Annotated in this window: 20 protein-coding genes and 1 pseudogene; 10 read left to right on the forward strand and 11 right to left on the reverse strand. The window is 72.3% G+C overall.

Features of this window, described 5'->3' with window-relative positions:
• Both AC156L_RS36105 and AC156L_RS36110 read right to left on the reverse strand, forming a co-directional pair.
• Window positions 1-1,589 (reverse strand): ABC-F family ATP-binding cassette domain-containing protein (locus AC156L_RS36105; protein WP_330880073.1); only part of this gene is annotated, 1,589 nt, incomplete at its 3' end.
• Window positions 1,590-1,818: 229 nt separating this feature from the next.
• Window positions 1,819-2,655: a carbohydrate kinase family protein gene (locus tag AC156L_RS36110; protein WP_330880075.1), complete on the reverse strand. Its 837-nt coding sequence runs from the start codon at window positions 2,653-2,655 to the stop codon at window positions 1,819-1,821.
• A gap of 474 nt (window positions 2,656-3,129) precedes the next feature.
• Between AC156L_RS36110 and AC156L_RS36115 the strand changes: the two genes are divergently transcribed.
• The 3 genes and pseudogenes from AC156L_RS36115 to AC156L_RS36125 form a co-directional block, all read left to right on the forward strand.
• Entirely contained in the window at window positions 3,130-3,411 is a 282-nt protein-coding gene (locus AC156L_RS36115; protein WP_330880077.1) for a hypothetical protein, read from the forward strand.
• A 155-nt stretch (window positions 3,412-3,566) separates the two neighbouring features.
• Window positions 3,567-3,995, forward strand: a complete 429-nt coding sequence (locus AC156L_RS36120) for a nuclear transport factor 2 family protein (RefSeq protein WP_330880129.1) — start codon at window positions 3,567-3,569, stop codon at window positions 3,993-3,995.
• 56 nt (window positions 3,996-4,051) lie between these two features.
• A pseudogene (locus tag AC156L_RS36125) lies at window positions 4,052-4,177 on the forward strand (TetR/AcrR family transcriptional regulator); the annotation flags it as partial.
• Between the two features lie 369 nt (window positions 4,178-4,546).
• Here the strand turns inward: AC156L_RS36125 and AC156L_RS36130 are convergent.
• The 4 genes from AC156L_RS36130 to AC156L_RS36145 all read right to left on the reverse strand — a co-directional run bounded on the left by AC156L_RS36130 (window position 4,547) and on the right by AC156L_RS36145 (window position 13,312).
• A complete protein-coding gene (locus tag AC156L_RS36130) occupies window positions 4,547-5,686 on the reverse strand; it encodes a GNAT family N-acetyltransferase (RefSeq protein ID WP_330880079.1) in 1,140 nt (379 codons plus the stop codon).
• A 211-nt stretch (window positions 5,687-5,897) separates the two neighbouring features.
• Window positions 5,898-8,933 (reverse strand): AfsR/SARP family transcriptional regulator, encoded by a 3,036-nt coding sequence (locus tag AC156L_RS36135; RefSeq protein ID WP_330880081.1) that lies wholly within the window; start codon window positions 8,931-8,933, stop codon window positions 5,898-5,900.
• Window positions 8,934-9,460: 527 nt separating this feature from the next.
• Complete coding sequence (locus AC156L_RS36140; protein ID WP_330880083.1) at window positions 9,461-11,638, reverse strand: hypothetical protein; 2,178 nt, start codon at window positions 11,636-11,638, stop codon at window positions 9,461-9,463.
• Between the two features lie 12 nt (window positions 11,639-11,650).
• Window positions 11,651-13,312 carry a P-loop ATPase, Sll1717 family gene (locus AC156L_RS36145; RefSeq protein ID WP_330880085.1) on the reverse strand — a complete coding sequence of 554 codons (1,662 nt, stop codon included), beginning with the start codon at window positions 13,310-13,312 and terminating at the stop codon, window positions 11,651-11,653.
• Window positions 13,313-13,548: 236 nt separating this feature from the next.
• Between AC156L_RS36145 and AC156L_RS36150 the strand changes: the two genes are divergently transcribed.
• The 7 genes from AC156L_RS36150 to AC156L_RS36180 all read left to right on the forward strand — a co-directional run bounded on the left by AC156L_RS36150 (window position 13,549) and on the right by AC156L_RS36180 (window position 18,718).
• Window positions 13,549-14,007 carry a pyridoxamine 5'-phosphate oxidase family protein gene (locus tag AC156L_RS36150; protein ID WP_330880087.1) on the forward strand — a complete coding sequence of 153 codons (459 nt, stop codon included), beginning with the start codon at window positions 13,549-13,551 and terminating at the stop codon, window positions 14,005-14,007.
• 114 nt (window positions 14,008-14,121) lie between these two features.
• On the forward strand, window positions 14,122-14,649 hold the full coding sequence (locus tag AC156L_RS36155) for a YlcI/YnfO family protein (protein WP_330880090.1): 528 nt from the start codon (window positions 14,122-14,124) through the stop codon (window positions 14,647-14,649).
• 49 nt (window positions 14,650-14,698) lie between these two features.
• Window positions 14,699-15,544 carry a DUF4097 family beta strand repeat-containing protein gene (locus AC156L_RS36160; protein WP_330880092.1) on the forward strand — a complete coding sequence of 282 codons (846 nt, stop codon included), beginning with the start codon at window positions 14,699-14,701 and terminating at the stop codon, window positions 15,542-15,544.
• Between the two features lie 26 nt (window positions 15,545-15,570).
• Window positions 15,571-16,524: an ATP-binding cassette domain-containing protein gene (locus tag AC156L_RS36165; RefSeq protein ID WP_330880094.1), complete on the forward strand. Its 954-nt coding sequence runs from the start codon at window positions 15,571-15,573 to the stop codon at window positions 16,522-16,524.
• Window positions 16,521-17,300, forward strand: a complete 780-nt coding sequence (locus tag AC156L_RS36170; protein ID WP_330880096.1) for an ABC transporter permease — start codon at window positions 16,521-16,523, stop codon at window positions 17,298-17,300. The genes AC156L_RS36165 and AC156L_RS36170 overlap by 4 nt, the downstream gene beginning before the upstream one ends.
• Before the next feature lie 24 nt (window positions 17,301-17,324).
• The gene (locus AC156L_RS36175; RefSeq protein WP_330880098.1) at window positions 17,325-18,521 is read left to right on the forward strand and encodes a cytochrome P450; all 1,197 of its coding nucleotides are present in this window, start codon (window positions 17,325-17,327) and stop codon (window positions 18,519-18,521) included.
• On the forward strand, window positions 18,518-18,718 hold the full coding sequence (locus AC156L_RS36180; protein WP_330880100.1) for a ferredoxin: 201 nt from the start codon (window positions 18,518-18,520) through the stop codon (window positions 18,716-18,718). Before AC156L_RS36175 ends, AC156L_RS36180 begins: the two co-directional genes overlap by 4 nt.
• 54 nt (window positions 18,719-18,772) lie before the next feature.
• On the opposite strand, the gene AC156L_RS36185 is transcribed toward AC156L_RS36180, so the two are convergent.
• The 5 genes from AC156L_RS36185 to AC156L_RS36205 all read right to left on the reverse strand — a co-directional run bounded on the left by AC156L_RS36185 (window position 18,773) and on the right by AC156L_RS36205 (window position 22,544).
• The gene (locus AC156L_RS36185) at window positions 18,773-19,342 is read right to left on the reverse strand and encodes a LysM peptidoglycan-binding domain-containing protein (RefSeq protein ID WP_330880102.1); all 570 of its coding nucleotides are present in this window, start codon (window positions 19,340-19,342) and stop codon (window positions 18,773-18,775) included.
• A gap of 142 nt (window positions 19,343-19,484) precedes the next feature.
• Entirely contained in the window at window positions 19,485-20,585 is a 1,101-nt protein-coding gene (locus tag AC156L_RS36190) for an NAD(P)/FAD-dependent oxidoreductase (protein WP_330880104.1), read from the reverse strand.
• 69 nt (window positions 20,586-20,654) lie between these two features.
• Entirely contained in the window at window positions 20,655-20,873 is a 219-nt protein-coding gene (locus AC156L_RS36195; protein WP_330880106.1) for a hypothetical protein, read from the reverse strand.
• Window positions 20,874-20,915: 42 nt separating this feature from the next.
• Window positions 20,916-21,890 (reverse strand): glycosyltransferase, encoded by a 975-nt coding sequence (locus tag AC156L_RS36200; protein WP_330880108.1) that lies wholly within the window; start codon window positions 21,888-21,890, stop codon window positions 20,916-20,918.
• 213 nt (window positions 21,891-22,103) lie between these two features.
• Complete coding sequence (locus tag AC156L_RS36205) at window positions 22,104-22,544, reverse strand: winged helix-turn-helix transcriptional regulator (protein WP_330880111.1); 441 nt, start codon at window positions 22,542-22,544, stop codon at window positions 22,104-22,106.
• Window positions 22,545-22,595 lie beyond the last annotated feature (51 nt).

The raw sequence follows: 22,595 nt of genomic DNA on the forward strand, positions 1-22,595 counted from the left end.
GCCCCGTCCGACAGCCGGAGCCAGCGGTTCACGCCGATCGCGGCCAGGAACCGCTCGTCGTGGCTCACCACCACGAACGCGCCCTGGTAGGCGTTGAGCGCGCTCTCCAACTGGTCCACGCTGACCAGGTCGAGGTTGTTCGTCGGCTCGTCCAGCAGCAGCAACCGCGGTGCGGGTTCGGCGAACAGCACGCACGCCAGCGTGGCGCGCAGGCGTTCGCCGCCGGACAGCACGCCCACCGGGAGGTGGATGCGCGCGCCCCGGAACAGGAAGCGGGCCAGCAGGTTCATCCGCTGCGCCTCCGGCATCCCCGGCGCGAACGCGGCCAGGTTGTCGGCCACCGTGCGGTCGAGGTCGAGCAGGTCGAGGCGCTGGGACAGGTAGGCGATCCGGCCGTCCACCCGCTTGGTCCCGCTCACCTCCAGGTCGCCGTTGAGCACGCGCAGCAGGGTCGACTTGCCCGCGCCGTTCGGGCCGGTCAACGCGATCCGCTCCGGGCCGCGGATCGCGAGGTCGACGCCGTCGCCCGCGAACTGGGCCCGGTCGCCGTAGCGGACCTGCATCCCCTCGCCCTGGAAGACCGTCCGTCCCGGTGGGACGGTGGTCCCCGGCATCACCAGCACGATCTTCTGGTCCTCGCGCAGGGCGCGGCCTGCTTCGTCCAGCCTGGCCTTGGCGTCGTCCACCCGCGACGAGTGGGTCTCGCGCGCCTTGCCCGCCGACTCCTGCGCGCCGCGCTTCATGTTCCCCGCGAAGATCCTCGGCAGACCGGCGCTCTTGAGGTTGCGCGCGGCGTTGCCCGCCCGCCGCTCGGCGCGCTCGCGGGCCTGCTGCATCTCCCGCTTCTCCCGCTTCACGTCCTGCTCGGCGGTGCGGATGTTCTTCTCGGCGACCTCGCGCGCGGCCCGCACCGACTCCTCGTAGGACGTGAAGTCGCCGCCGTGGAACCGGACCTCGCCCCGGTCGAGTTCGGCGATGCGGTCCATCCGGTCGAGCAGCGCGCGGTCGTGGCTCACCAGCAGCAGGGTGCCGGACCACTCGCCGATCACGTCGTAGAGCTTGCGGCGGGCGTCGAGGTCGAGGTTGTTGGTCGGCTCGTCGAGCAGCAGCACGTCGGGCCGCTTCAGCAGCTGCGCGGCGACACCGAGGAACACGACCTGGCCGCCGCTGAGCGTGCCGAGGCGGCGGGTGAGGTCGACGTCCTCCAGCCCGAGCCGGTCGAGCTGGGCGCGGGTGCGCTCCTCGACGTCCCAGTCGGAGCCGATGGTGGTGAAGTGCTCCTCGCTCGCGTCGCCCGCCTCGATCGCGGCCAGCGCCCTGACCTGCGGGGCGATCCCCAGCACCTCGGCCGCGGTCAGGTCGCCGTCCAGCGGCAGGCTCTGCGGGAGGTAGCCGAGCACGCCGTCGACGGTCACGGACCCCGCGCTCGGCCGGAGTTCACCCGCGATCAGCTTGAGCAGCGTGCTCTTGCCCGCGCCGTTGGGCGCGACGAGACCCGTGCGCCCGGCGGGGAACGTGCAGGACAGGTCGGCGAAGACGGGGGTGTCGTCCGGCCAGGAGAAGGACAGGGTGGAGCAGGTGATGGACATGCGGTAAGACCTCGCGTGCGATGCGGGCGCGACTGAACCGCCCGGCTGGTACCAGGAAGTGGGGGTACGACAAGGAGGCCGCGGTACTAGTCCTGCGGCCCGATCACTCCGGTATCACCCGGAGACGTCGTCTTCGCCTGCCACTTCCGTGCTCCCTCGATCGCGATCACTCGGCTCCCACGATAACCCGTGAGGCCCCCTGTTCGCCGGCCGACCGCCACCGGCGGCGTCAGGCCAGGTCTGGTGAGGCCAGGCAGCGCGCGGCCGAGGCGGCGCCCGCGGTGAGGGCGCCGGGCACGTCCGCGCCCGCGAGGTGGGCGACGAGGAATCCGGAGAAGAACGCGTCGCCGGCGCCGTTGGTGTCCACGATCGTCTCGACCGGCACCGCCGCGGCCCGGTGCAGCACGCCGTCCGCGGCCGCCACCGCCCCGTCGGCGCCGAGCGTCGCCACGGCGATCCGGCTGTCGAAGCTCTTGAGCAGCGCTTCCAGGTCGGCGCGGTCCGGGACGCCGTCGTCGTTGAGGAACACGTGGTCCGCCGCGGCCACGAAGTCCTGGTGGAACGCGGACCTCCCGTCGTAGTCGTGCAGGTCGCACCAGACGGGAACGCCCGCGGCCCTCGCCCGTGCCAGCAGCGGCCGGGAGTGCTCGGCGAGGTCGACCACCGCCGCGTCGGCCGCCGCCAGCGCGGCCAGCGCCCGCCCGTCGTGGCGCGGCTCGCGCAGTTCGGGCAGCTCCAGGTAGATCGACACCCGACCGCCGTGGGTGTCCATCAGGTTGAGGTGCTGCTCGGTCGGCCCGTCCGCGACCTCCGCGATCACGTCCACCCCCGCCGCGGCGAGGACCGCCAGCGCCGCCCGTCCCGGCTCGTCGTCGCCCACCACCGTCCGCAGGGTCACCCGCGCGCCGAGCTTCGCGAGGTTCAGCGCCTTGCCCGCCGACGTGCCCCCCACCGTCGTCCAGTGCCCCCTGGCGAACGCCGTGTGCGGCCGGGCGGCGGGCAGTTCGTCCAGCGAGACGAGGTGGTTCCAGGACACGGGACCGGCGATGAACACGTTCGGCGTCATCCCGCCATTGTGGGGGCCGGTGCCCCGAACACGGTGGCCACTCTGGCGCGACAGCGGACAGTACTCCATTTGATCTATATAACGATCTTATAAAGTTGAGCCGTTCGCACATTGTTGTCAGGTCTGAACGGTCCTGACACCTCGCACGGCCGACAAGTAAGGTTGCGGCATCCCCGGCAGCTGAATCATCTTGCCGACCGTGATTGTAAGATCGACAAGGAATCACCGCGTACGATGTGCGAGCAAGATCCAGAAAAGTGTTCAGAGCAAGTACCGGAACCTCCGGTGACTGTTCGGAATGATATCTCCGGGAGAGTTCACCTCTCCGTTCAGGCAAATATGATTTCGGGTGGCGTGAAGTTCGGGGGAGCTGCTTCGACTGCTCCCCAAGTTGAACCTCGCACGTCAAGAGCCCAAGAGCCGTCTCGTGTGGTAGAGCCGAAGACTGTGGTGCCTCGGTCCGCTGTTGCGGCGATGCTGCACTTCGCGGCCATCTTCGTAGTTTTTGCCGCTTACGCCCGACTGTATCATTTAGTTAGTTTCGACGGGCTCGATTGGGTTCAGATCGCCATCACTTCGATCGTGCTGAAGTTTTTCTTCCATGCCTCCAGGAGTGCAATCTGGGGCAAGCCAGAAATTATTTGGTCGTTCGTGACAGTCGTGGTCGCGATCGCCGGATTCACGCAAGGCGCGAAAGGCTTCGCCGGTGACGGTCTCGTCCAGTACGTCGCCGCTTGGATGGTGTGGAACTTTTGAGTTGTGAATGTCGTGGGCCCGACAGGCCGGTCGAGGAGGTCGGCCGACGGCGGCAGGACGGGCCAGTAGGTTATCGGTCGACCACTAACCCAGGAGTCGACATGACCGACGACGCCACCCGTCGCGCCGCGGCCTAGCACGCCCTGTCCGAGCACCTGCGCCTCACCGCCGCGGGCCGGGTGGAGGAGTGGGTCGAGTTGTTCACGCCGGACGCGGTGCTCGAGTTCCCGTTCGCGCCCGACTGGGTGTCGCGGCGGGTGGAGAGGCGGGACGCGCTGGTTGCGCACATGAGCCACTTTCCTGAGACCTTCGCGGTGGAATTCGTCGACCTGGTCTTCCACGAGACGGCCGACCCCGGCTTGGTGGTCGCCGAGTTCCGCTCGACGGGCACCGCGGTGCCGACCGGCAAGCTGTACGAGCAGACGTGCGTGTCGATCGTGCGGACCGACGGCAACGGGCTGATCACCCACTACCTGGACTACTGGAACCCGCTGGTGGCGATCGAGGCGCTCACGCCGCGCGACGTGCCCGCCGAGTCGGACCTCAGCGTTGCTTTGGGCGCTGAGGAGAACCGTGTTAGCTGATGACCATGCCCGTCGCAGGCACCAGCGCGAAGAGCGACGAACGCCGTCGGGTCATCATGGCAGCCTCGGTCGACCGCTTCGCGCGCAAGGGTTTCTGCGGCGCCACGACCCACGAGATCGCCGAGTGGGTCGGCATCTCGCAGCCGTACCCCTACCGGCTGTACCCGAACACGGAAGCGCTGTTCGCCGCGGCGGTCGACCACGTGTCCGTGGTCATGACCGAGACGTTGCTCTCGCACGCGTCGGACGGGACCGGGTCGGCGGTGGTCGCGGCGCGCGCGGGCTACGCCGCGCTGGTCGAGGACCGGACCGTCCTGCGCTTCCTGGTGCACGCGAACTGCGCCGTGCGCGAACCGCTCGTGGCGCGGGCCGTGCGCCGGTGCTACGCCGAGCAGGTCGAGACCGTGCGGGGTCTGCTGGGCGACGACGCCGTGCGGCAGTGGTTCGGCGCCGGGATGCTCGACAACGTGGTCGCCGTGCTGGACCTGGCCGACGTCGACGAGCCACGGGCGCACGTCCTCACCGCGCGCCGAGGCGTCCGTCCACCGCGGTCAGGCCACGTAGTAGGTCAGCAGGTCGGCGCGGACCGGTGGGAACAGCGCGGCCATCAGCTTGCGGTTCGGGCCGGGGTAGACGTCGGGGTGGAGCCTGGCCAGCCCCTCGATGCCGTGCGGGCCGAACAGCAGCGACGGCACCAGGTCCGGCGCGACCCCCGCGCCGCCGACGGAGGCGGGGCCCTGCATCGGCCCGCCGGTGGTCATCGGCCCCGCCTCGCCGTCGGTGCAGCGGAACCGCACGTGCGACCCGAAGAACGAGAGCACGACCTCGCCGTCGTACCCGGCCGCGCGCTGGGACAGCAGCGGGCGCAGGTGCTCCAGCAGGGCGGCGGTGTCCGGGATCCGCGCGTAGTACATCTCGGCGTCCACGGGCAGCGGCCCGAGGAACGGCCCGAGCCGGTTGCCGAACCGGTCGGTGACCGTGACGCCCTCCGCGAGACCCGCGACGTGGTGCAGCAGCGCCTGCTCGGCCGCGGCGTCGACCCCGGCGACCTCGCTGAGGTGCGACTCGGTCAGCCGCCCGGTGCCGACCACGACCCCCGCGCGCTCGACGACCCACTGCGTGCTGCCCTCCCGCTCCACCAGCCACCGCCAGCACGCGGCCGAGTGCGGCATCCGCAGGTCGAGCTCGGCCTGGAGCGCGTCCTGCGCGGCGGCCATGGCCGCGATGTCGGCCGCGCCCGCTCGCCGCACGACGTGCCCGGCCACCGGCGGCGGCACGGCGACGACCTTGCGGGTCGGCGGGATCGGGATGGCGTAGGCGTAGCCGAACCGGCGGTAGAAGTAGGGGATGCCGATCATCACCTGCGCCAGGTGGCCGCGGTCGGCCGAGCGCTGGTGCGCCCACGCCATCAGCCGCCGCACCAGGCCGCGGCCCTCGTACTCGCGGTCGGTCGCGACCAGTTCGACCTGCCCGGCCGGGATCTCGACCCCGCCGAGCGAGAGGGTCTCGTCGAGCAGCATCAGCGTCGAGACGACGCGGTCGCCGTCGACCACCACCGCGCACGACGACCACCCCTGGTCGGGGTCGTGCACCACTAGCCGGTGGTCGAGGGCGTCCTCCGGTTCGCCCCTGGCCACCAGCAGGGCGGCGATCTGGTCCAGGTCACGGGGTTCGGCCTGCCGCAGGTGCATCGGAGCAGTGTGCCGAACGGAGCGGCGGTCGGGCGAGCGAATATCGGTGTGTTCGCACACCGAACGGACGATCGGCGTCTTCCCTCGTCGTCCACAGTGGACACGAGGGCCGTTGTCGTCGAACCGTGGACAAGTCCGCGTCCGACCGTTCGGCGGCGGGAGCCGTGCCGTTCCCGCGCGGGCGGGGGTGGGGTGCGTTCGGACGTCGGTGTCACGGCTGCGTGTCCGAGGTTGGCTCGGACGGTGCCGCTGCCGTCTGGTGCCGCGCGTCGGCAGCGGCGGTCCACTCGGCCAGGTGGGCGCTGACCCGGTCGGCCTCCGGGACGCCCAGGTCGCGGTAGAGGGCGAGGCTCTGCTCCCAGTGCAGGCGGGCGGCGTCCGGGTCGGTCGCCGACACGGCGTGGCCCAGGCCCAGGTGCGCCCGTGCCTGCTGGTGGCGGTCGCCGATGTCGAGGGCGTGGGCGAGGGCCTGCCGGTGGTCGGCCTCCGACGGCAGGCCCGCCGCGCGGTGCGCCTCGCCCAGGTCGTTCAGCACGCTGGTCTCCTCGGCGTGCGCACCGATCTCGCGGTCCATCGCCAGGGCCTGGTGCAGGTGTTCCAGCGCCTCGGTGTGCCTGCCCGCCACGCTGAGGGCCTGGCCGATGTTCGCCAGCACGTGGGCCTCGCGCAGGCGGTCGTCCAGCTCCCTCATCAGGACGAGCGCCTCCCGCTGGCAGCGCAGGGCGTCGTCGTGCTGCCGCAGGCCCCGGTGGATGAGCCCGAGGTGGATGAGCGTCTCGCCCTCGCTCCACCGGTCGCCGAACTCGCGGATGACCACCAGCGCGTCCCGGCAGTGCCGGAGGGCCTCGTCGTAGCGGCCCACCCGCTCGCACACCAGCCCGAGGTTGCTCAGCGTGGTGCCCTCGCCGCGCCGGTCGCCGATCTGCCTGCACAGGGCGAGGTCCTGGAGGTGGTGGTCGATCGCCTCCTGGTAACGGCCCATCCGGTCGTGGACGAGCCCGAGGTTGCCCAGCACCGCGGCCTCGCCCTTGCGCTCGCCGACCTCCCGGTACAGCGCCAGCGCGCGCTGGTAGTGGTCCAGGGCCTCGGCGTTGTGCCCCACCTGCCACGCGGCGGTGCCGAGGCTCTTGAGCACCTCCGCCTCCGCGAACCGGTCGCCCAGTTCCCGCGCGGCGGCCAGCGCGACCCGGTGGGTGGTGGCCCAGTCGTCGAGGTGCCCCCGGATGAAGTAGAAGCGCCACAACGCCTGCGCGAACCGCCACGCGTGGGAGGGCAGGCCGCGGTCGGCCGCGTGCAGCACCGCCGACACGAGGTTCGCGTGCTCGCCGTCCAGCCACCCCAGTGCTTCCGCGCCGGTGGCGAACTCCGGGGCGTCGGCGGGCGGGTGGTCGACCGGCGGTTGGCGCGACACCGGACCGAGGTGGAGCGCGGCGGTCACGGCGGTGTGCAGGTAGTGGTCGTACAGGCGGGCGGACGCCTCCGCCCGCCCGGCCTCCGGCTCGGTCTGGAGCACGAGGGCCAGCGCGTGCTCGCGCAGCAGGTCGTGGAACCGGTAGCGGTCCGGCGTCGGCTGCTCCAGCAGGTTCACGTCGACCAGCTCCTCCAGCAGCCCGTCGGCCGCGGCGACGTCGACACCCGTCAGCGCCGCCGCGGCGCGGGCGTCGAAGTCGGCTCCCGGCACGAGCCCGAGCAACCGGAACAGCCGCCCCTGCTCGGCGGTGAGGTGGCGGTGCGACAGCGCGAAGGCGGCGGCGACGCTCCGGTCGCCCGCCGATAACTCCGACAGCCCCTGCCGCAGGCGCTGGGCGAGGTGGCTCACCGTCCACTTCGGACGGCTGCGCAGGCGGGCGGCGGCGATCCGCAGCGCCAGCGGCAGGTGGCCGCACAGCTCCACCACCTCGTCCACCACCCCGGGTTCGCGCTCGGGGCGGTCGTCACCGACGACGGTGGTGAACAGGGCGACCGCGTCCCGGTGCGGCATCAGGTCGAGCGACAGCACGCGCGCCGTCTCCAGGTCGAGCATCCGCCGCCTGCTGGTGATCAGCGTCAGCGCGCGCGACGTGCCCGGCAGCAGCGGGCGGACCTGGGCCGAGTCGGCCGCGTTGTCCAGCACGACGAGCGCCCGCCGGGTCGCCAGCTCGGCCCGCCACAGCGCCGACCGCTCGGCGGGCTCGGCCGGGATGCGGTCACCGGGCACGCCCAGCGCGCGCAGCAGGGTGTCCAGCGCGGCCATCGGATCGGTGGCCCTCTGGTCGGAGGCGTGGCCGTGCAGGTCCACGAACAGCTGCGCGTCGGGGTAGCGGTCGGCCAGCAGGTGCGCGAGGTGCACGGCGAGGGTGGTCTTGCCGACGCCCGCCATGCCGTCGATGGCCTCGATCACCACGGCGGTCGCCGAACCGGGGTCGTCGGGGACCGCCGCGAGCACGTGCCGCAGCTCGGCCTCCCGGCCGGTGAAGTCGGCGAGGTCGCCGGGGAGGTCGTTGCGCACCACCACCGCCGCCTTCGGCGCGGGTTCCGCCGCGTCGACCTGGCCCCGCAGGATGGCCTCGTGCAGCCGCCGCAGCGGCGGGCTGGGATCGCTGCCCAGCTCCTCGGCCAGCAGCCGCCGGGTGCGCTCGAAGTGCTCCAGCGCCTCGGCCTGGCGGCCCGAGCGGTAGAGGGCGAGCACGTACTGGCCCGCGAGCCGCTCGTCGAGCGGCTGCTCCGCCGTCCTGGCCCGCAGCGGCGGCAGCACCTCGGCGTGGGCACCCCGCCGCAGCGCCAGGTCGTTGCGGTCCAGCTCGGCGGCCAGCCGTTCGCGCCCGAGCTGCTCGCGGACCACCGCCAGCCACGGCGTGTCGAGGCCGGTGAACGCCTCGCCGCGCCAGAGCCCCAGCGCCTCCTCGAACAGCTCCGGCTCCTCGCTGGCGCGGGCGCGGGCCACCAGCGCGCGGAACACGTGGAGGTCCACGACCTGCTCGTCGACGGTCAGGACGTAGCTGCCCGAGCGCCGGACGATCGTGACCACGCCCGCGAGCGCCTGCCGGACCCGCGTCAGGTAGCTGTGCAGCGTGCCGACGGCCCGCGCGGGCGCCCGCTCACCCCACACGCGGTCGACCAGCTGGTCCACCGGGACGGGGCGGTTGGCGTCCACGAGCAGCGCGGCCAGCACGCACTGCTGCCGGGCGGGGCCGATGTCGATCAGGTGGCCGTCGGTGGACGCCTCGACGGTTCCGAGCACGCGGAGTCGCACCGCGGAGAAGATCACCGTCTTGGGATAGCGGTTCTCAACTGCGGATTCAAGCGAAACGCAAGGATCTCCCACGTTCGGCCGAGCACCCTGGTCCCCGTGGCGGCCGTGAGCCGCCCGCAGGGGATCAGCATCCACCGACAGGAGGAGCGATGGGCTCGACGACGATCCGCATCGGCGGCGGGGCCGCGGGGGCGACCGTGCCAGGGGAGCCGAGCGCGGACACCGACCGCACCACCGGCCAGGCCTGAGGCCTGGCCCCGGCGCACCGCGAGCGGGACGATCCGACCCGGCCCTCTCGCGCCCCCGCAGGGGGAGGGGGCCGGTCGTGGCCCGCGGGCCACGACCGGGTGCGCCACCGGTTCCGCGTGACGGCCCGGCCCCCGTGCGCGCCGGTCGTGGCCGGTCTGTCACGACCCGGTGCGCCACCGGCGTCGCGCGACGGGCGCGACCACCCGTCAGCGCGGGACACCCGCCTGCGGGTGGCCCGCGCTGACGAGGGCGTCGACGATCTGGACGTCGGGGCCGCTACCCGAGGGACGCCGCTACCCGAGGGACGAGGCCGCGCCGTCGCGGTGGAACGGCTCGGCGGCCGTCGGTGCCGGGCGCAGCAGCGGCTCGGGGATGTTGAGCAGCTCCAGCGCCTGTCGGCCCGCCTCGTGGCCGAGGGTCCGGTAGGCCTCGAACTGCTCGTCGGTGAACATCTGCTGGCTGGTGGAGTGGTTGGGGAAGCGCCGGTCCCGCCGCTTGAACGCGTGCAGGTCCCAGCTCGACCCAGGGGTGAGGACCGCCTTGGCGTACACGAGCTTCGCCTCCTGGCCGGGAGCCGGGTAGTGGACGAGGCCGCTGACGGCCATGGACTCGCTCAGCCCGTCCGCACCCGGCATCACCGGGCGGGGGTCGAGGTCGACGTCCGCGCTCAGCTCGCTGCGGGCCAGTGCGATGGCGCGCCCGATGTCGAGCCCGTCACCGGTCTGGTCGCAGGTGGCGTCGAAGCAGAGCACGTGGGTGCAGCGCCGCCGCAGCAGCTCCACCAGCCCGAGGTTCTCCCAGTGCCCGCCGTCGGTCAGGTAGATGTACCGGTGGGTCGACTTGGCGCCGCCCAGCGCCTCCCGCAGCACGTAGAGCGCGCCGGGCTCGTGCCAGCCGTCCTTGATCGACGCCCAGGCCCTGGCGGCCAGGCCGGGCCGCACCGCCTCGTCGGGCACCGTCGGCTGCCAGCTCCGGTGCCGGGGGTTCTTGATCCAGACGCCGAGCCGGACGTTGGTCAGCGCCATGAGGAAGCGCAGCGGCGGGTAGGTGAACCGGCCCATCAGCGGGGACAGCGCGGCCCCCGAGACGGCCATGATCGACGGCAGGGTCAGCTGGGTGCCCGCCAGCCCCGACCGCCCCTCGAAGCGCGCGGTGTCGTGGTACTTGAACAGCGGCCCGCCGCTGCGGTCCGACTCGAAGGTGAACGACTCGGCGAACCGCCCCACCGGCACGTCGTCCGTCGTCAGGTTGACCGCGCAGCACACCACCAGCTTCGGCAGCCGGTTGCTCTCCTTCGGGCCCAGCTCGGAGAAGTACAGCTTCTCCTCGTACCCGATCGGCTCGGCGACGATCCGGTTCCCCTCCCGGCGGCGCTTCAGCGCGAACGCGCTGTTGAGCCGCTCGCGGTAGAACAGGTGCATCGAGTAGCGCCGGTTGTGCACCTTCACCGCCATCACCAGCACGATCAGCAGCGCGACGGCGACCCCCACCGCGTCGCCCGCGGAGTGCAGGCCGTGGCGGGTGGAGTACTCCAGCGACGACAGCAGCGGCACGAGCAGCAGACCCGCGCTGGAGATCGACGACAGCACGAGCATCAGCCGCAGCGCGCGGAAGCGCCTGCCGAGCATCAGCGCGATGACCGCCAGCAGGCACGACACGAGCAGCCACACGAACGCGATCACGATGCGACCGCCCGCCGTCTGGAAGGACTCGGGCCGCTCGTCGACGAACGTCGAGAGCAGGTTCGTCGACGACGTGGCGTACACCTCCGCCAGCGGCGGCAGCACCAGGCAGACGCCCACCGCCGCCGCCCCGGTCAGCAGCCACGAGGCGACGCGCTCGGAGTGGGACTCGCCGTAGTTCCCCGGCTTCCCGTCCTTGAACCACCGCCGGTAGGCGACCAGCAGGAGCGCCACCCCGACGCAGACCGACGCGGCGATCAGCAGGACGGTCAGCAGCGTCGACTCGGGCAGCGCGAGGCCGTTGAGCCGCAGGTCCGACAGCCGCACCCCGAGCAGGTGCAGCAGCCAGCCCGCGACCCGGCCGATGATCATGGCGCACAGCACGAACGGCAGGTAGTTCAGCACGAAGCCGTAGACGACGCTCGCCGCCATCCACTGCTTGCCCGCGCGGCCGGGCGCGAGGTAGTCGGTGTGCTGGCGCAGGTACCGCTCTTCCGGCGAGCCGCGGCCCCACGGCTGCTTGCCGTTCTCGCAGTCCGGGTCGGTGTGCGCCGCGGAGATCGTCAGCGCGCTGGCGATGTAGTTGCCGCCGGACACGGCGGCGAGGTACTCGGCGCTCTGGAGCACGCCCTGCGACTGCAAGGCCTGGAGGGCTCCGAGGTTGAACGCGGCGGACCGGATCCCGCCGCCGGACAGGGCGATCCCGATCCGGATGTCCTCCGGCGCCGAGTCGGAGTACTCCTCGGCGAGGCTGGGCAGGTCGTTGGTGGTGCGGGGTGCGAGTGGCATGTCAGTCCAGGATCACGTTCCGGTGTAGCCGAACGAGTGGCGGTAGTCCTCGCCCTTCAGGTCGCAGCCGTAGGGGTACGTCGCGTGCGCGTGGGCGGACCTCAGCCGCGGCAGCGCCCGCTCGTGCAGGAAGCGGGTGAACAGCGGGTGGAAGCAGAGGACGTCGGTGTCCTCCTGGGCGGTCAGGTTGTAGTCGAACGTGTACTGGAAGTGCGCCTTGTTGTACCGGCCGGTCTGGCCGAACCGGACCCCGAGCACGCCGAGGGTGAACAGCATCGAGAGGAAGTCGTCGAAGTCCAGGTTCGTCAGCTTCCGGATGCCCTGCTGGTTGTAGACCCTGTGCAGGTCGTTGGCGGGGAAGGAGATGTCGACCCGGCCGGAGAGCTGCCGCACCGCCGCCGAGGCGAACGGGAACGACGCCAGGTGCGCGTTGAAGATGCCGCTGACGAGCAGCTGCTCGGCGTGCCGCGTGCCCGCCCGCACGGCGGCCTGCGTCACCGCCCACGGCCTCGACCCGTGGTCGGTCCTGGTGAACACGCTGTTGAGGATCTGGATCAGGTGCCGCGGCAGCAGCTGGGTGTGCCGCAGCAGGTAGGCGATCGGGTCCTCCTCGATGTCCAGGCCGCTGATCATCCGCGGCGGCAGCGCGGCCCTGAGCAGGGCGATGACCGGATCCGGCTCGTCGACCAGGTCGGCGCGCCGCCGGAGCCTGCCCAGTTCGTCGGGGTGGTGCATCTGGAGGAAGAGCGCGAGCCGCGTGCCGGTGAGCCTCAGCAGCTCCCGCGCCGTCCAGTAGATCTTCAGGTACCGGCCCTGGAGGTCCTTCTCCGGTGCGGCGGCGATCTCGTGGATCTTGTCGAACAGCTCCGACGGGAGGCAGATCTGCGTGCCGAACGGGCGGTTGCCGGGGTTGGTCGCGACCAGCCTGCCGACGCAGCGGAACAGCCCGGCCAGCACCTCGGTCAGCTCGTGCAGCCGGACGTGCAGGTCCTCCAGGTTGTCCATCACGATGACCGGTGTCTCCGCCCGGCCCGCCAGCACGGTGTGCATCGCCGCCCTGGCCACGTCGAAGCGGACCCCGCCGTTCGTCACCCCCGCGATGGTCTCGCGCAGGCCGACGGAGGGGCGTTCGGCCGTGTGGTGCAGCAGTTCGGCGAGGAAGTGCTCCGCCACCACCGTCGGGTCCGCCGGTCCGGTCGCCCGGCCCACGTAGTCCGACAGGGCCTGCAACTCGCGCGCCGGGTCCCGCCGGGACGCCGTACGCCAGGCGTGGACGATCGCGATCTGCTCGAACAGCGCCTGCCAGATGTCCGCCCGCTGGTCGACGAAGAGCTGCCCGTGCGCGTGGCTGTACTCGCGCAGGACCTTCAGCATCGCGTGGTAGACGCTGTCGGTCTTGAGCACTTCGCTCAGCGATCTGCCCTTGAGCGTCGACCCGACGAGGAAAGCCGTCTTGCCCGCGCCCTTGCGTCCGATGATGTACGTCGGCTGCGTGTCGGCCACGGTTTGCGCGTAGATCAGGTTCGTCCGGTCGAAGAGGCGGTCGACGTTCGAGAGCCCGTGGTGCACGACCGACTCGGTGTCGCCGGGCCCGAAGGGCTGCTGATCGGTGAGGACCTGCCTCAGTCCGTTGAACTGGTGTGGATTGCTCTTGTCAGGTACGTCCTGATCCATCTCTTCTCCACTCGGCCGGCATCGTGATCGTTCCGGCACTCGAACTTTTTTATACTCTTTTCGGTCGCGTTCCGTGGTCGATTTACGTGGTGCACTCACTCGTATGGAGCAGGTTTTCTCGGGGTCGGATGGAATTGTGAATTGTCCTCTCATTCCGCATTTTCGCGCCGGCCGAGTCCGGCGGAAAGGGAATTGGTCACCTCGGTCGTGCGGGTCGCGGCACTAGCATCGGTCCGGTGTCGCGCCGAGAGCAGATCAGGATGAGCCGTGCGGAGGTGCGCGCGTTCCTCGACGAGGAGCGCGTGGTCACCGTCGCCACCACCAACCCCGGTGGCCGGATCCACCTCGTGCCGCTGTGGTTCGTGCGGCGGGACGACGTGTTGGAGGGGTGGACGTACGGGCGGTCGCAGAAGGTGGCGAACCTGCGCCGCTCGCCGCTCGCGACCCTCCAGGTCGAGGCGGGGGACGCCTACGACCAGTTGCGCGGCGTGGCGCTGGAGTGCGACGTCGAGCTGGTCACCGATCCGGACGCGGTGGTCGCCATCGGCCTGGCGGTGTCGGCCCGCTACGCGGGGCAGGACGGTCCGGAGGTGGAGGCGTTCATCCGCGCCCAGGCCGCGAAGCGGGTCGGCCTGCGGTTCACACCGACGAGCGCGACGAGCTGGGACCACCGCAAGCTCGGTGGCACCTACTGAGCCACTGTGGCTCACCCTGTTCTACCTGGACTTTCTTTTTCTGAGGGCATCGATGGTGCCAAAGTGGTGCCAGAGTGGCTTGCGTTGGTGCCATCGATGTGTCAGAGTTGTGCCATGGACTTGAGCACGCACGTCGAGAACCTCGGCCGCGAACTGGCGGTCTTGGCCGAAACCGGTGGCGACGAGGCTCGCGCGCTGGTCGAGCGCCTGAGCGGGTCGCTGGAGTCGGCGATCCGCCTGACCCTGCTGGAGACGCTGTCCGCCGCGGCGGACGAGATCACCCTCGACCTGGCACCGGGGTCGGTCGAGCTGCGCCTGCGCGGCCGTGACCCGAACTTCGTCGTCACCCTCCCCGCACCCGACCAGCCCGCGGACGTCCAGCCCGAACCGAGCACCCTCCCGGCGCAGGTCGAGGACGTGCCGGTGATCGAGGACGGCGCCACGTCGCGGATCAACGTCCGGCTCCCCGAGCAGCTCAAGGCCGCCATCGAGGAGGCCGCCGCCAAGGAGGGCCGCTCGGTGAACGCGTGGCTCGTCCGAGCCGCGTCGGCCGCGCTCCACCGGCCTGCCCAGGACCGCGGGCGCGAGGCGGGCGGGGGCGGCAAGCCCGGTCAGCAGCGCTTCACCGGCTGGGTCAAGTAACCCTCCCACCAGGCAGAACACCACACCGACACCATCACAGGGGACAGCCATGCCCATTTTCGACACCCCCGCTCCCGTCGACGTCACGATCGACGTCTTCTCCGGTGACGTGCGCGTCACCGCGACCGACCGCACCGACACCACCGTCGAGGTGCTGCCCGCCGACGCCCGCGAGGCGAAGGACGTGGAGGCGGCCGAGCAGACCCGCGTCGAGTTCGCGGACGGCAAGCTGCTGGTCAAGACGCCGAAGCCGCGCGGCCTGTCCTACGTCCGGGCGAAGTGGTCGGTCGAGGTTCACGTCGAGGTGCCCACGGGCTCGACGCTCCGCGGCGACACCGGGATGGGGGACTTCCGCGTCACCGGCGAGCTGGGGGAGTGCAGGCTCAAGTCCGGCTCCGGGCACATCGAGGTCGACCAGGCGGGCCCGGTGCACCTGCGCACCTCGGGGGGCCACGTCACCGTGGAGGCCGTCACCGGCACCGCCGACGTCTCCACCGCGTCCGGCACCGTGCGCATCGGCCGGGTCGACGGCGAGGCCGTGGTCAAGAACTCCAACGGCCCCACCACGATCGGCCGGGTCGGCGGCGACCTGCGGGTGCGCTCGTCCAACGGGGACATCACCGTCGCGGCGGCGGCGGGCGGGGTCGACGCCAAGTCGGCCAACGGCACCATCCGCGTCGACGAGGTGGTCCGCGGCTCGATCGTGCTCAAGACCTCGACGGGCGACCTGGAGGTCGGCGTCGCCGAGGGCACGGCCGCCTGGCTCGACGTGAACACCTCCCAGGGCCGCGTGCGCAACTCGCTCGACGAGTCGCGGGAGCGCCCCGACCGCGGCGACACCGTCGAGGTGCGCGCGGCGACCTCCTTCGGCGACGTCACCATCCGCCGCTCCTGATCGCGAGAGAAACCGAGAGGTACACCGTGAACCCGAACCCCGCGGCGATCGTCGTCTCCGGACTGCGCAAGTCCTACGGCGACAAGCTCGTCCTCGACGGCATCGACCTGCACGTCCAGAGCGGCACGATCTTCGCCCTCCTCGGCCCCAACGGGGCGGGCAAGACCACCACCGTGCAGATCCTGTCCACGCTGGTCCGCGCGGACGGCGGACTGATCTCCGTCGGCGGCCACGACCCCGCCCGCGACCCGGACGCCGTGCGCGCCGCCATCGGCGTCACCGGCCAGTTCTCCGCGGTCGACAACCTCCTGACCGCGGAGGAGAACCTGGTCCTCATGGCGGACCTGCACCACCTCGGCAAGCGCGCGGGCAGGCAGCGCGCCGCCACCCTGCTGGAGCGCTTCGACCTGACCGACTCGGCGACGAAGCAGGCCTCCACGTTCTCCGGCGGCATGCGCCGCAGGCTGGACCTCGCCATGGGGCTGGTCGGCGACCCGCGCGTCGTGTTCCTCGACGAGCCGACCACCGGGCTCGACCCGCGCAGCCGCCGCGACATGTGGCGGATGATCCGCGAACTCGTCGCGGGCGGCGTGACGATCTTCCTCACCACGCAGTACCTGGAGGAGGCCGACCAGCTCGCGGACCGGATCGCGGTGCTGGACCACGGGAAGCTGGTCGCGGAGGGCACCGCGGAGGAGCTCAAGCGACTGGTCCCCGGAGGCCACATCAGCCTGCGCTTCGCCGACGCCACCGCTCTGGACACGGCCGTCCGCAGCCTCGGCGACGTGCCCCGCGACGACGACGCGCTGGTCCTGCGGGTGCCCAGCGACGGCGGCGTGGCCTCGCTGCGCGGCCTTCTCGCCCGGCTCGACGCGGACGCCGTCGAGGTGGCGGAGCTGACCGTGCACACCCCCGACCTGGACGACGTCTTCCTGGCCATCACCGGCAAGCCCGACCACGAGAGAGAGCTGGCGAAATGAGCACCCACGTCCTGGCGGACTCCGCCACCATGCTGCGACGGCAGTTGCGGCACATGAAGCGCTACCCCTCCCTGACGTTCATGCTCGCCGGGATGCCCGTCGTGTTCCTCCTGCTGTTCGCCTACGTCCTCGGCGGCGCGCTGGGAGCGGGCATCGGCGGCCCGTCCGGCGGCCGGGCCGAGTACATCGACTACCTGGTCCCCGGCGTCATCCTCATGACCGTGGCCTCCGCCGCGCAGGGGACGGCCATCTCGGTCGCCATGGACATGACCGAGGGCATCGTCAACCGGTTCCGGACCATGGCCATCTCCCGCGCGTCGGTGCTGACCGGGCACGTGCTCGGCAGCGTCGTCCAGACGCTGATCAGCATGGTGATCGTGCTCGGCGTCGCGCTGCTGATCGGGTTCCGCCCCACCGCGACGCCGGTGGAGTGGCTCGCCGTGGTCGGGGTCCTCGCGCTGCTCACGTTCGCCCTCGTGTGGCTGTCGGTCGCCCTCGGTCTGGTGGCCGACAGCGTCGAGACCGCGAGCAACCTCCCGATGCCGCTCGTCCTGCTCCCCTTCCTGGGCAGCGGTTTCGTACCCACCGACTCGATGCCGACCGGCCTGCGGTGGTTCGCCGAGTACCAGCCCTTCACGCCCGTCATCGAAACGCTCCGCGGGCTCCTGCTGGGCACGCCGATCGGCGGCAGCGTCTACCTCGCCGTCGCCTGGTGCGCCGCCATCGCGCTCGGGGGCTACCTGTGGGCGAAGAAGCTCTACAACCGCACCAACTGACCAGACTCCTCGGGGGAGAACAGCATGACCCGGTTCGACGACACCGTGACGATGCCGACCACCCGCCCCGCGGGCTGTCCCTTCGACCCGCCCACCGACCTCGCGGCCCTGCGCGACGAGCAGCCGCTGCGCCCGATGCTCTACCCCGACGGCCACCGGGGCTGGCTCGCCACCGGCCACGCCGCGGTCCGCGCGGTCCTCGCCGACCGCAGGTTCAGCTCGCGAACCGAACTCATGCACAGCCCGGTGCCCCGCGAGGGGATGGACGGTCCGCTGCCCTCCTCCCCGCCCGGCATGTTCATCAACACCGACGCCCCCGAGCACACCCGCTACCGGGGCCTGCTCACCGGCGCGTTCACCGTCCGGCGCATGAGGCTGCTGGCCGAGCGCGTCGACGAGGTGACCCGCGAGCACCTCGACGCCATGCAGCGGCAGGGCCCGTCGGCCGACCTGGTGACGGCGTTCGCCCAGCCGATCCCCGCGCTGATGATCTGCGAGCTGCTGGGCGCGCCGTACTCCGACCGCGACTTCTTCCTGGAGCACACGGCCGTCTTCAACGACTTCGAGGCCACGGCGGAGCAGCAGGCGGCGTCGGTGACGGCGTTCGGCGGCTTCCTGCACGACCTCGTGCTCGCGAAGCGGGCCGCGCCGACCGACGACCTGCTCAGCGACCTCACCAGGACCGACCTGACCGTCGAGGAGCTGACGAACGTCGCGTTCCTGCTGCTGGGAGCGGGCCTCGACACCACGGCCAACATGATCGCGCTGGGAGCGTTCGCGCTGCTGACCACGCCCGACCAGGTCGCCCTGCTGCACGCCGACCCGGAGCGCTCGGTCGAGGAGCTGCTGCGCTACCTGAGCATCGCGCACACGATGGTCCGCGTCGCGCTGGAGGACGTCGAGCTGGACGGGCGGCTGATCAGGGCGGGCGACACCGTCACCCTCTCCGTCGAGGCGGGCAACCGCGACCCCGCGAAGTTCCCCGAGCCCGACCGGCTCGACCTGGGCAGGCGCGCCACCGGCCACCTGTCGTTCGGCCACGGCATCCACCAGTGCCTCGGCCAGCAGTTGGCCAGGGTCGAGCTGCGCGTCGCCCTGCCCGCGCTGTTCACCCGCTTCCCGAGCCTGCGCCTGGCCGTCGCGCCGCAGGACGTTCCGCTGCGGTCGGGTGTGGACATCCTGGGCGCGCACCGGCTCCCGGTCACCTGGGACGCGCCGTGAGGGTCGAGGTCGACCGGGGGCGGTGCGTCGGAGCGGGCATGTGCGTGCTGACGGAGCCCGCGGTGTTCGACCAGGACGACGACGGCACCGTGCTCCTGCTCGACCCCGCGCCCCCGGCGGCCGGGCACGCCGCGGTGCGCGACGCGGCCCTGGTGTGCCCCGCGGGGGCGATCACCGTCCAGGACGGGCCGAGGTAGGGAAACGTCCACTGTGGAGCTTCCGCCGTGCGGAAGCTCCACAGTGCTGTGCGATCAGGCCGGGATGACCAGGACCTGGCCGGGCTGGATCAGGTCCGGGTTGTCGAGACCGTTGGCCTCGGCGATGCGCTGGTACTGGTTGCCGTCGCCGTAGGCCTTCTCCGCGATCGCCCACAGGGTGTCGCCGGGGTCGACGGTCCACGTCTGCTGGGCCGGGGCGGCCGGGGCCTGCTCGACCGGCGCGGGCGCGGGGGTCTCGACGGCCACCGGGGCGGGGACGGGGCGGGGGTCGTCGGTGTTGGTGCCCGACGCCCAGGTGCTGGAGCCGCCGCTGTTGTAGACCACCACGTTGCGGTCGGTCTGGAGGACGAGGCGCGAGCCGGGGTTGCCGCTGGTGTCGCTCGCCCACACCGAGGTGCCGGACGCGGTGTAGAGGACGAAGTTGCCGTCGTCCTGCAGGGTGGCGCTGGTCGCGCCGGAACCGTTGGTGCCGGTCGCCCAGACCACTTCGCCGCCGTCGGTCAGCACCAGGTTGCCGTCGGACTGGAGCACGAGCGAGTACCCGTTCTCCGAGTCGAGCTGCTGGCCGACCGCGAGGTTCTGCCCCGCCTGCAAGGTGTCCACGTGTTGAGCCTCTTCCGAATTGATCAACGAATCGTGGCGACCCTACCGCCGTTCGGGCCGGTCCACCGGGCAGGCGGCGGGTGTCCGGTTGCGACGGTGCCGTTGTCCACTCGAAAGGGTGGAGTCCGGCACCGCGAGCGGATCAGAAGCGCTCGAACCGGAAGGGTTCCAGCGCCCCGTCCTGGTCCTCGCCCAGCACCTCGGCGGCGACCAGGTCTCCCGCGTGCACGCTCAGCGTCGCACCGCTGTGCGAGACGGCGAAGTGGAAGTTCGGCAGCGCGAGCGCCCGGCCCAGCACGGGCAGGCCGTCACCGGGGATCGGCCGCTCGCCCACCCGCACGCTCTCCACGGCCGCGTCCCGCAGTCCGGGGTAGAGCGCGCGGCCCGCCACGAGCACGTCGTCGACCGCCGACCGGTCGACGGTGACCTCGCCGGTGTCGGACACGCGCACCGCGCCGTCGCCCTCGTGGCTGTGCAGCAGCAGCCGCCCGGCGCCGTCGGGCCGCAGGTGCACCCGAGGGGCGTGCACGACGCGGGAGACCCACACCGCGACCGGCGCGGTGCAGACCAGCACGCCGCGGGTGTTGTTCATCGGCAGCGCCAGACCGGCCATCGCGGCGACCTCCGCCGCCCGCGGGCCCGCGCAGTTCACCACCGCGTCCGCGGCGAGGCGGCGCCCCGACGCGAGGCGGACGGCGCGCACCGCCCCCGCGCTCGACTCCACGCCGGTGACGGCGTCGCCGCGCACCACCTCGGCGCTGCGCGACACCGCCGCCGCGAGCAGGTGGCCCACCAGCCTGGTCGGCTCGATCCAGCCCTCGCGCGGGAAGTAGGCGATCCCGTCCTCCGGCACCCGCGCCGGGTCGAGGTCCGGTTCCAGGCGCAGCACGTCCGCCCGGTCGAGCCAGCGCGCCTCGTACCCGTAGTCCAGCAGCCCGGCGACCTTCCGGCGCAGCTCCTCGGCCCCGGCCTCGTCGGCGGCCCACTCCAGGTTCCCGCCCTCGTGGTACCAGTCGCCGAGGGTCGCGAGCCGCCGGTGGGCCTCCATGGCCGCCACGCTGAGGTCGTGGTAGGCCCTGGGCTGCTTGCCGCACGAGTTGGTCCACGAGAACGTGGCGCCGGAGGTGCCGCCCGCGGGCGCGCCCGCGTCCACGACCGTGACGCGGGCGCCGCGCCGGGTCAGCGAGGCCGCCACCGCGGCACCGTACACACCCGCACCGATCACGACCACGTGCTCGAACATCCTCGCAACGTGGCACGGCCACCGGCCGCAGTCAACCGCCGGAAGTCGTTGCGGGTCAACGACTTCGACTCAGGTGGTCTCCTCGGAGCGGCGGTGCTCGCGGTCGGCCGGGTCCTCCGGGACCGGCCCCTGCTCACCGTCGGGCACCGCGAGCAGCGCGTTGCCCCGGTCCTCCGACTCCCGCAGCACGGCCTCGGCCTGCGCGCGGGGATCGGCGCTCCCGCCCGCGGACTCCTCCTCGGGCAGCAGGTGGGCTCGGGACGCGACCTCGTCCTCACGTGGGCTCATGATCCCGAGTCTGCCACCGGTCGGCGGCGCGGGCAGGTCGGCTCAGACGTGGTCGGGCAGGCGGCGGGCCACCTCGGCCGGTGACGGCATGAGCGCGATCTCCTCGGCGACCGCGCGGGCGGCCTCGCGGTGGCCCGCGCGCCCCAGCAGGGACAGGGCGTGGTCGGTGACGGCGTCCGCGCTCACCTCGGTCGGGTGCAGGCTCAGCCCGGCGCCCGCCGCCGCGACCGCGTCGGCGTTGGCGAACTGGTCGGCCCCCTGCGGGAGCAGCAGCTGGGGCGCGCCGGCGGCGAGCGCGCCGAGCGTCGTGCCGCTGCCGCCGTGGTGCACGACCAGGGCGACGTTCGGCAGCAGGTCGGCCTGCGGCACCCAGGCCTCCGCGGTCACGCCGTCCGGCAGGTCGCCGAGTTCCCGCACCGGCACCCGACCCGTGGCGACCACCACCCGCGCGCCCAGCGCGGTCAGGCCCCGGACCGCCGTGGTCAGCAACTCCGCCGTGCCGAACGCCGTGCCGAGCGTGAGGTAGACCAGCGGTCGCGACCCGCTCGGGGCCGTCCACCCGCTCGGCGTCGAGTACGGCACGGGCCGCAGGGCGATCCGGTCCGCGGTGGCGAGGAAGCCCTCGTCCTGCAAGGACGGCGGGCAGATGTCCAGGTGCGGGGCACCGGGCGCGGGCACCTCCAGCCCGATGCCCTCGGGGAACATGCGGCCGAACCCGTGCCACAGGCCGGGGATGCCCGCCCGCCGCGCGGCGACGGCTCCCGCGGGCAGCCCCCACTCGTGCACGACGAGGTCGGGCTCCAGCCGAGCCAGCTCGGGCTCCAGGTCCTCCGCGTAGATCTCGTAGAACGAATCGGCTGGTCGGAACGGGCGCAGTCCGTTGGCCGCCAGCGGCGCGTGCACGGCGTCCCCGACGGCGTAGTGCACCTCGTGGCCCGCCTCGCGCGCGGCGACCGCGAGCGGGATCAGCGGGTAGGTGTGGCCCACGGAGGCGAGGCTGGTGAACAGGACGCGCACAGCGCCACCCTAGTGCGGTGGCCGCAGTCCACACCGGGTTTCGCGCGGCTCGGGTGGATCCCTCGCGGCACCGCCCCCACGCCCCCGTACTGCCGGTGCGAGAGCGGTGCCGATGCCTCTTCGCCGGCGGGCGCGGGGGAGGCGGCGCCACGATGAATCGCCCTGAACGGCACGAAACCCGGCAAGGGTTCGTGGCCACCGCACCAGACGTCGTCAGGCCGGTTCGAAGCCGTGGTCCTCGCCGGTGATCCGCTTGCCCGTCTTCTCGTCGAGCACGACCGGGCGCGCGGTCCGGCCCGTGGCGCGGTCGACCAGGCGGGCCGACGGCCGCTCGGGGCCGAAGTGCCGGTGCCCCCACGCGGCCATCGCGGCGAGCACGGGCAGGAAGTCGCGCCCGCTCGCGGTCAGCACGTACTCGTGCCGGGTCGGGCCGGTGGCGTAGACGCGCTGCTCCAGCAGGCCGGACGCGACCAGTCCCTTGAGCCTGCGGCTGAGCGAACCGGGGGAGATCCCCAGGTTCGCCTGGAGGTCGGCGAAGCGCGTGACGCCCGCGGACACGTCCCGCAGGACCAGCACGCTCCACCACTCGCCGACGTGCTCCAGGCTGCGGGCGATCGGGCAGTTCGCGTCGGCGAAGCTGACGTGCTGGACCACCGCGGGCCTCCTCGGGCTTTCGGTCCGGACTTTCCCGGAGTGCAACTACCA

It is taken from the genome of Umezawaea sp. (genome assembly GCF_057122925.1).

Coding starts and splice junctions, on each gene's coding strand:
- AC156L_RS36110 (WP_330880075.1), bottom strand. CDS start 2,655: ATGACGCCGAACGTGTTCATCGCCGGTCCCGTGTCCTGGAACCACCTC.
- AC156L_RS36115 (WP_330880077.1), top strand. CDS start 3,130: ATGCTGCACTTCGCGGCCATCTTCGTAGTTTTTGCCGCTTACGCCCGA.
- AC156L_RS36130 (WP_330880079.1), bottom strand. CDS start 5,686: ATGCACCTGCGGCAGGCCGAACCCCGTGACCTGGACCAGATCGCCGCC.
- AC156L_RS36140 (WP_330880083.1), bottom strand. CDS start 11,638: ATGCCACTCGCACCCCGCACCACCAACGACCTGCCCAGCCTCGCCGAG.
- AC156L_RS36145 (WP_330880085.1), bottom strand. CDS start 13,312: ATGGATCAGGACGTACCTGACAAGAGCAATCCACACCAGTTCAACGGA.
- AC156L_RS36155 (WP_330880090.1), top strand. CDS start 14,122: ATGGACTTGAGCACGCACGTCGAGAACCTCGGCCGCGAACTGGCGGTC.
- AC156L_RS36160 (WP_330880092.1), top strand. CDS start 14,699: ATGCCCATTTTCGACACCCCCGCTCCCGTCGACGTCACGATCGACGTC.
- AC156L_RS36170 (WP_330880096.1), top strand. CDS start 16,521: ATGAGCACCCACGTCCTGGCGGACTCCGCCACCATGCTGCGACGGCAG.
- AC156L_RS36175 (WP_330880098.1), top strand. CDS start 17,325: ATGACCCGGTTCGACGACACCGTGACGATGCCGACCACCCGCCCCGCG.
- AC156L_RS36190 (WP_330880104.1), bottom strand. CDS start 20,585: ATGTTCGAGCACGTGGTCGTGATCGGTGCGGGTGTGTACGGTGCCGCG.
- AC156L_RS36195 (WP_330880106.1), bottom strand. CDS start 20,873: ATGAGCCCACGTGAGGACGAGGTCGCGTCCCGAGCCCACCTGCTGCCC.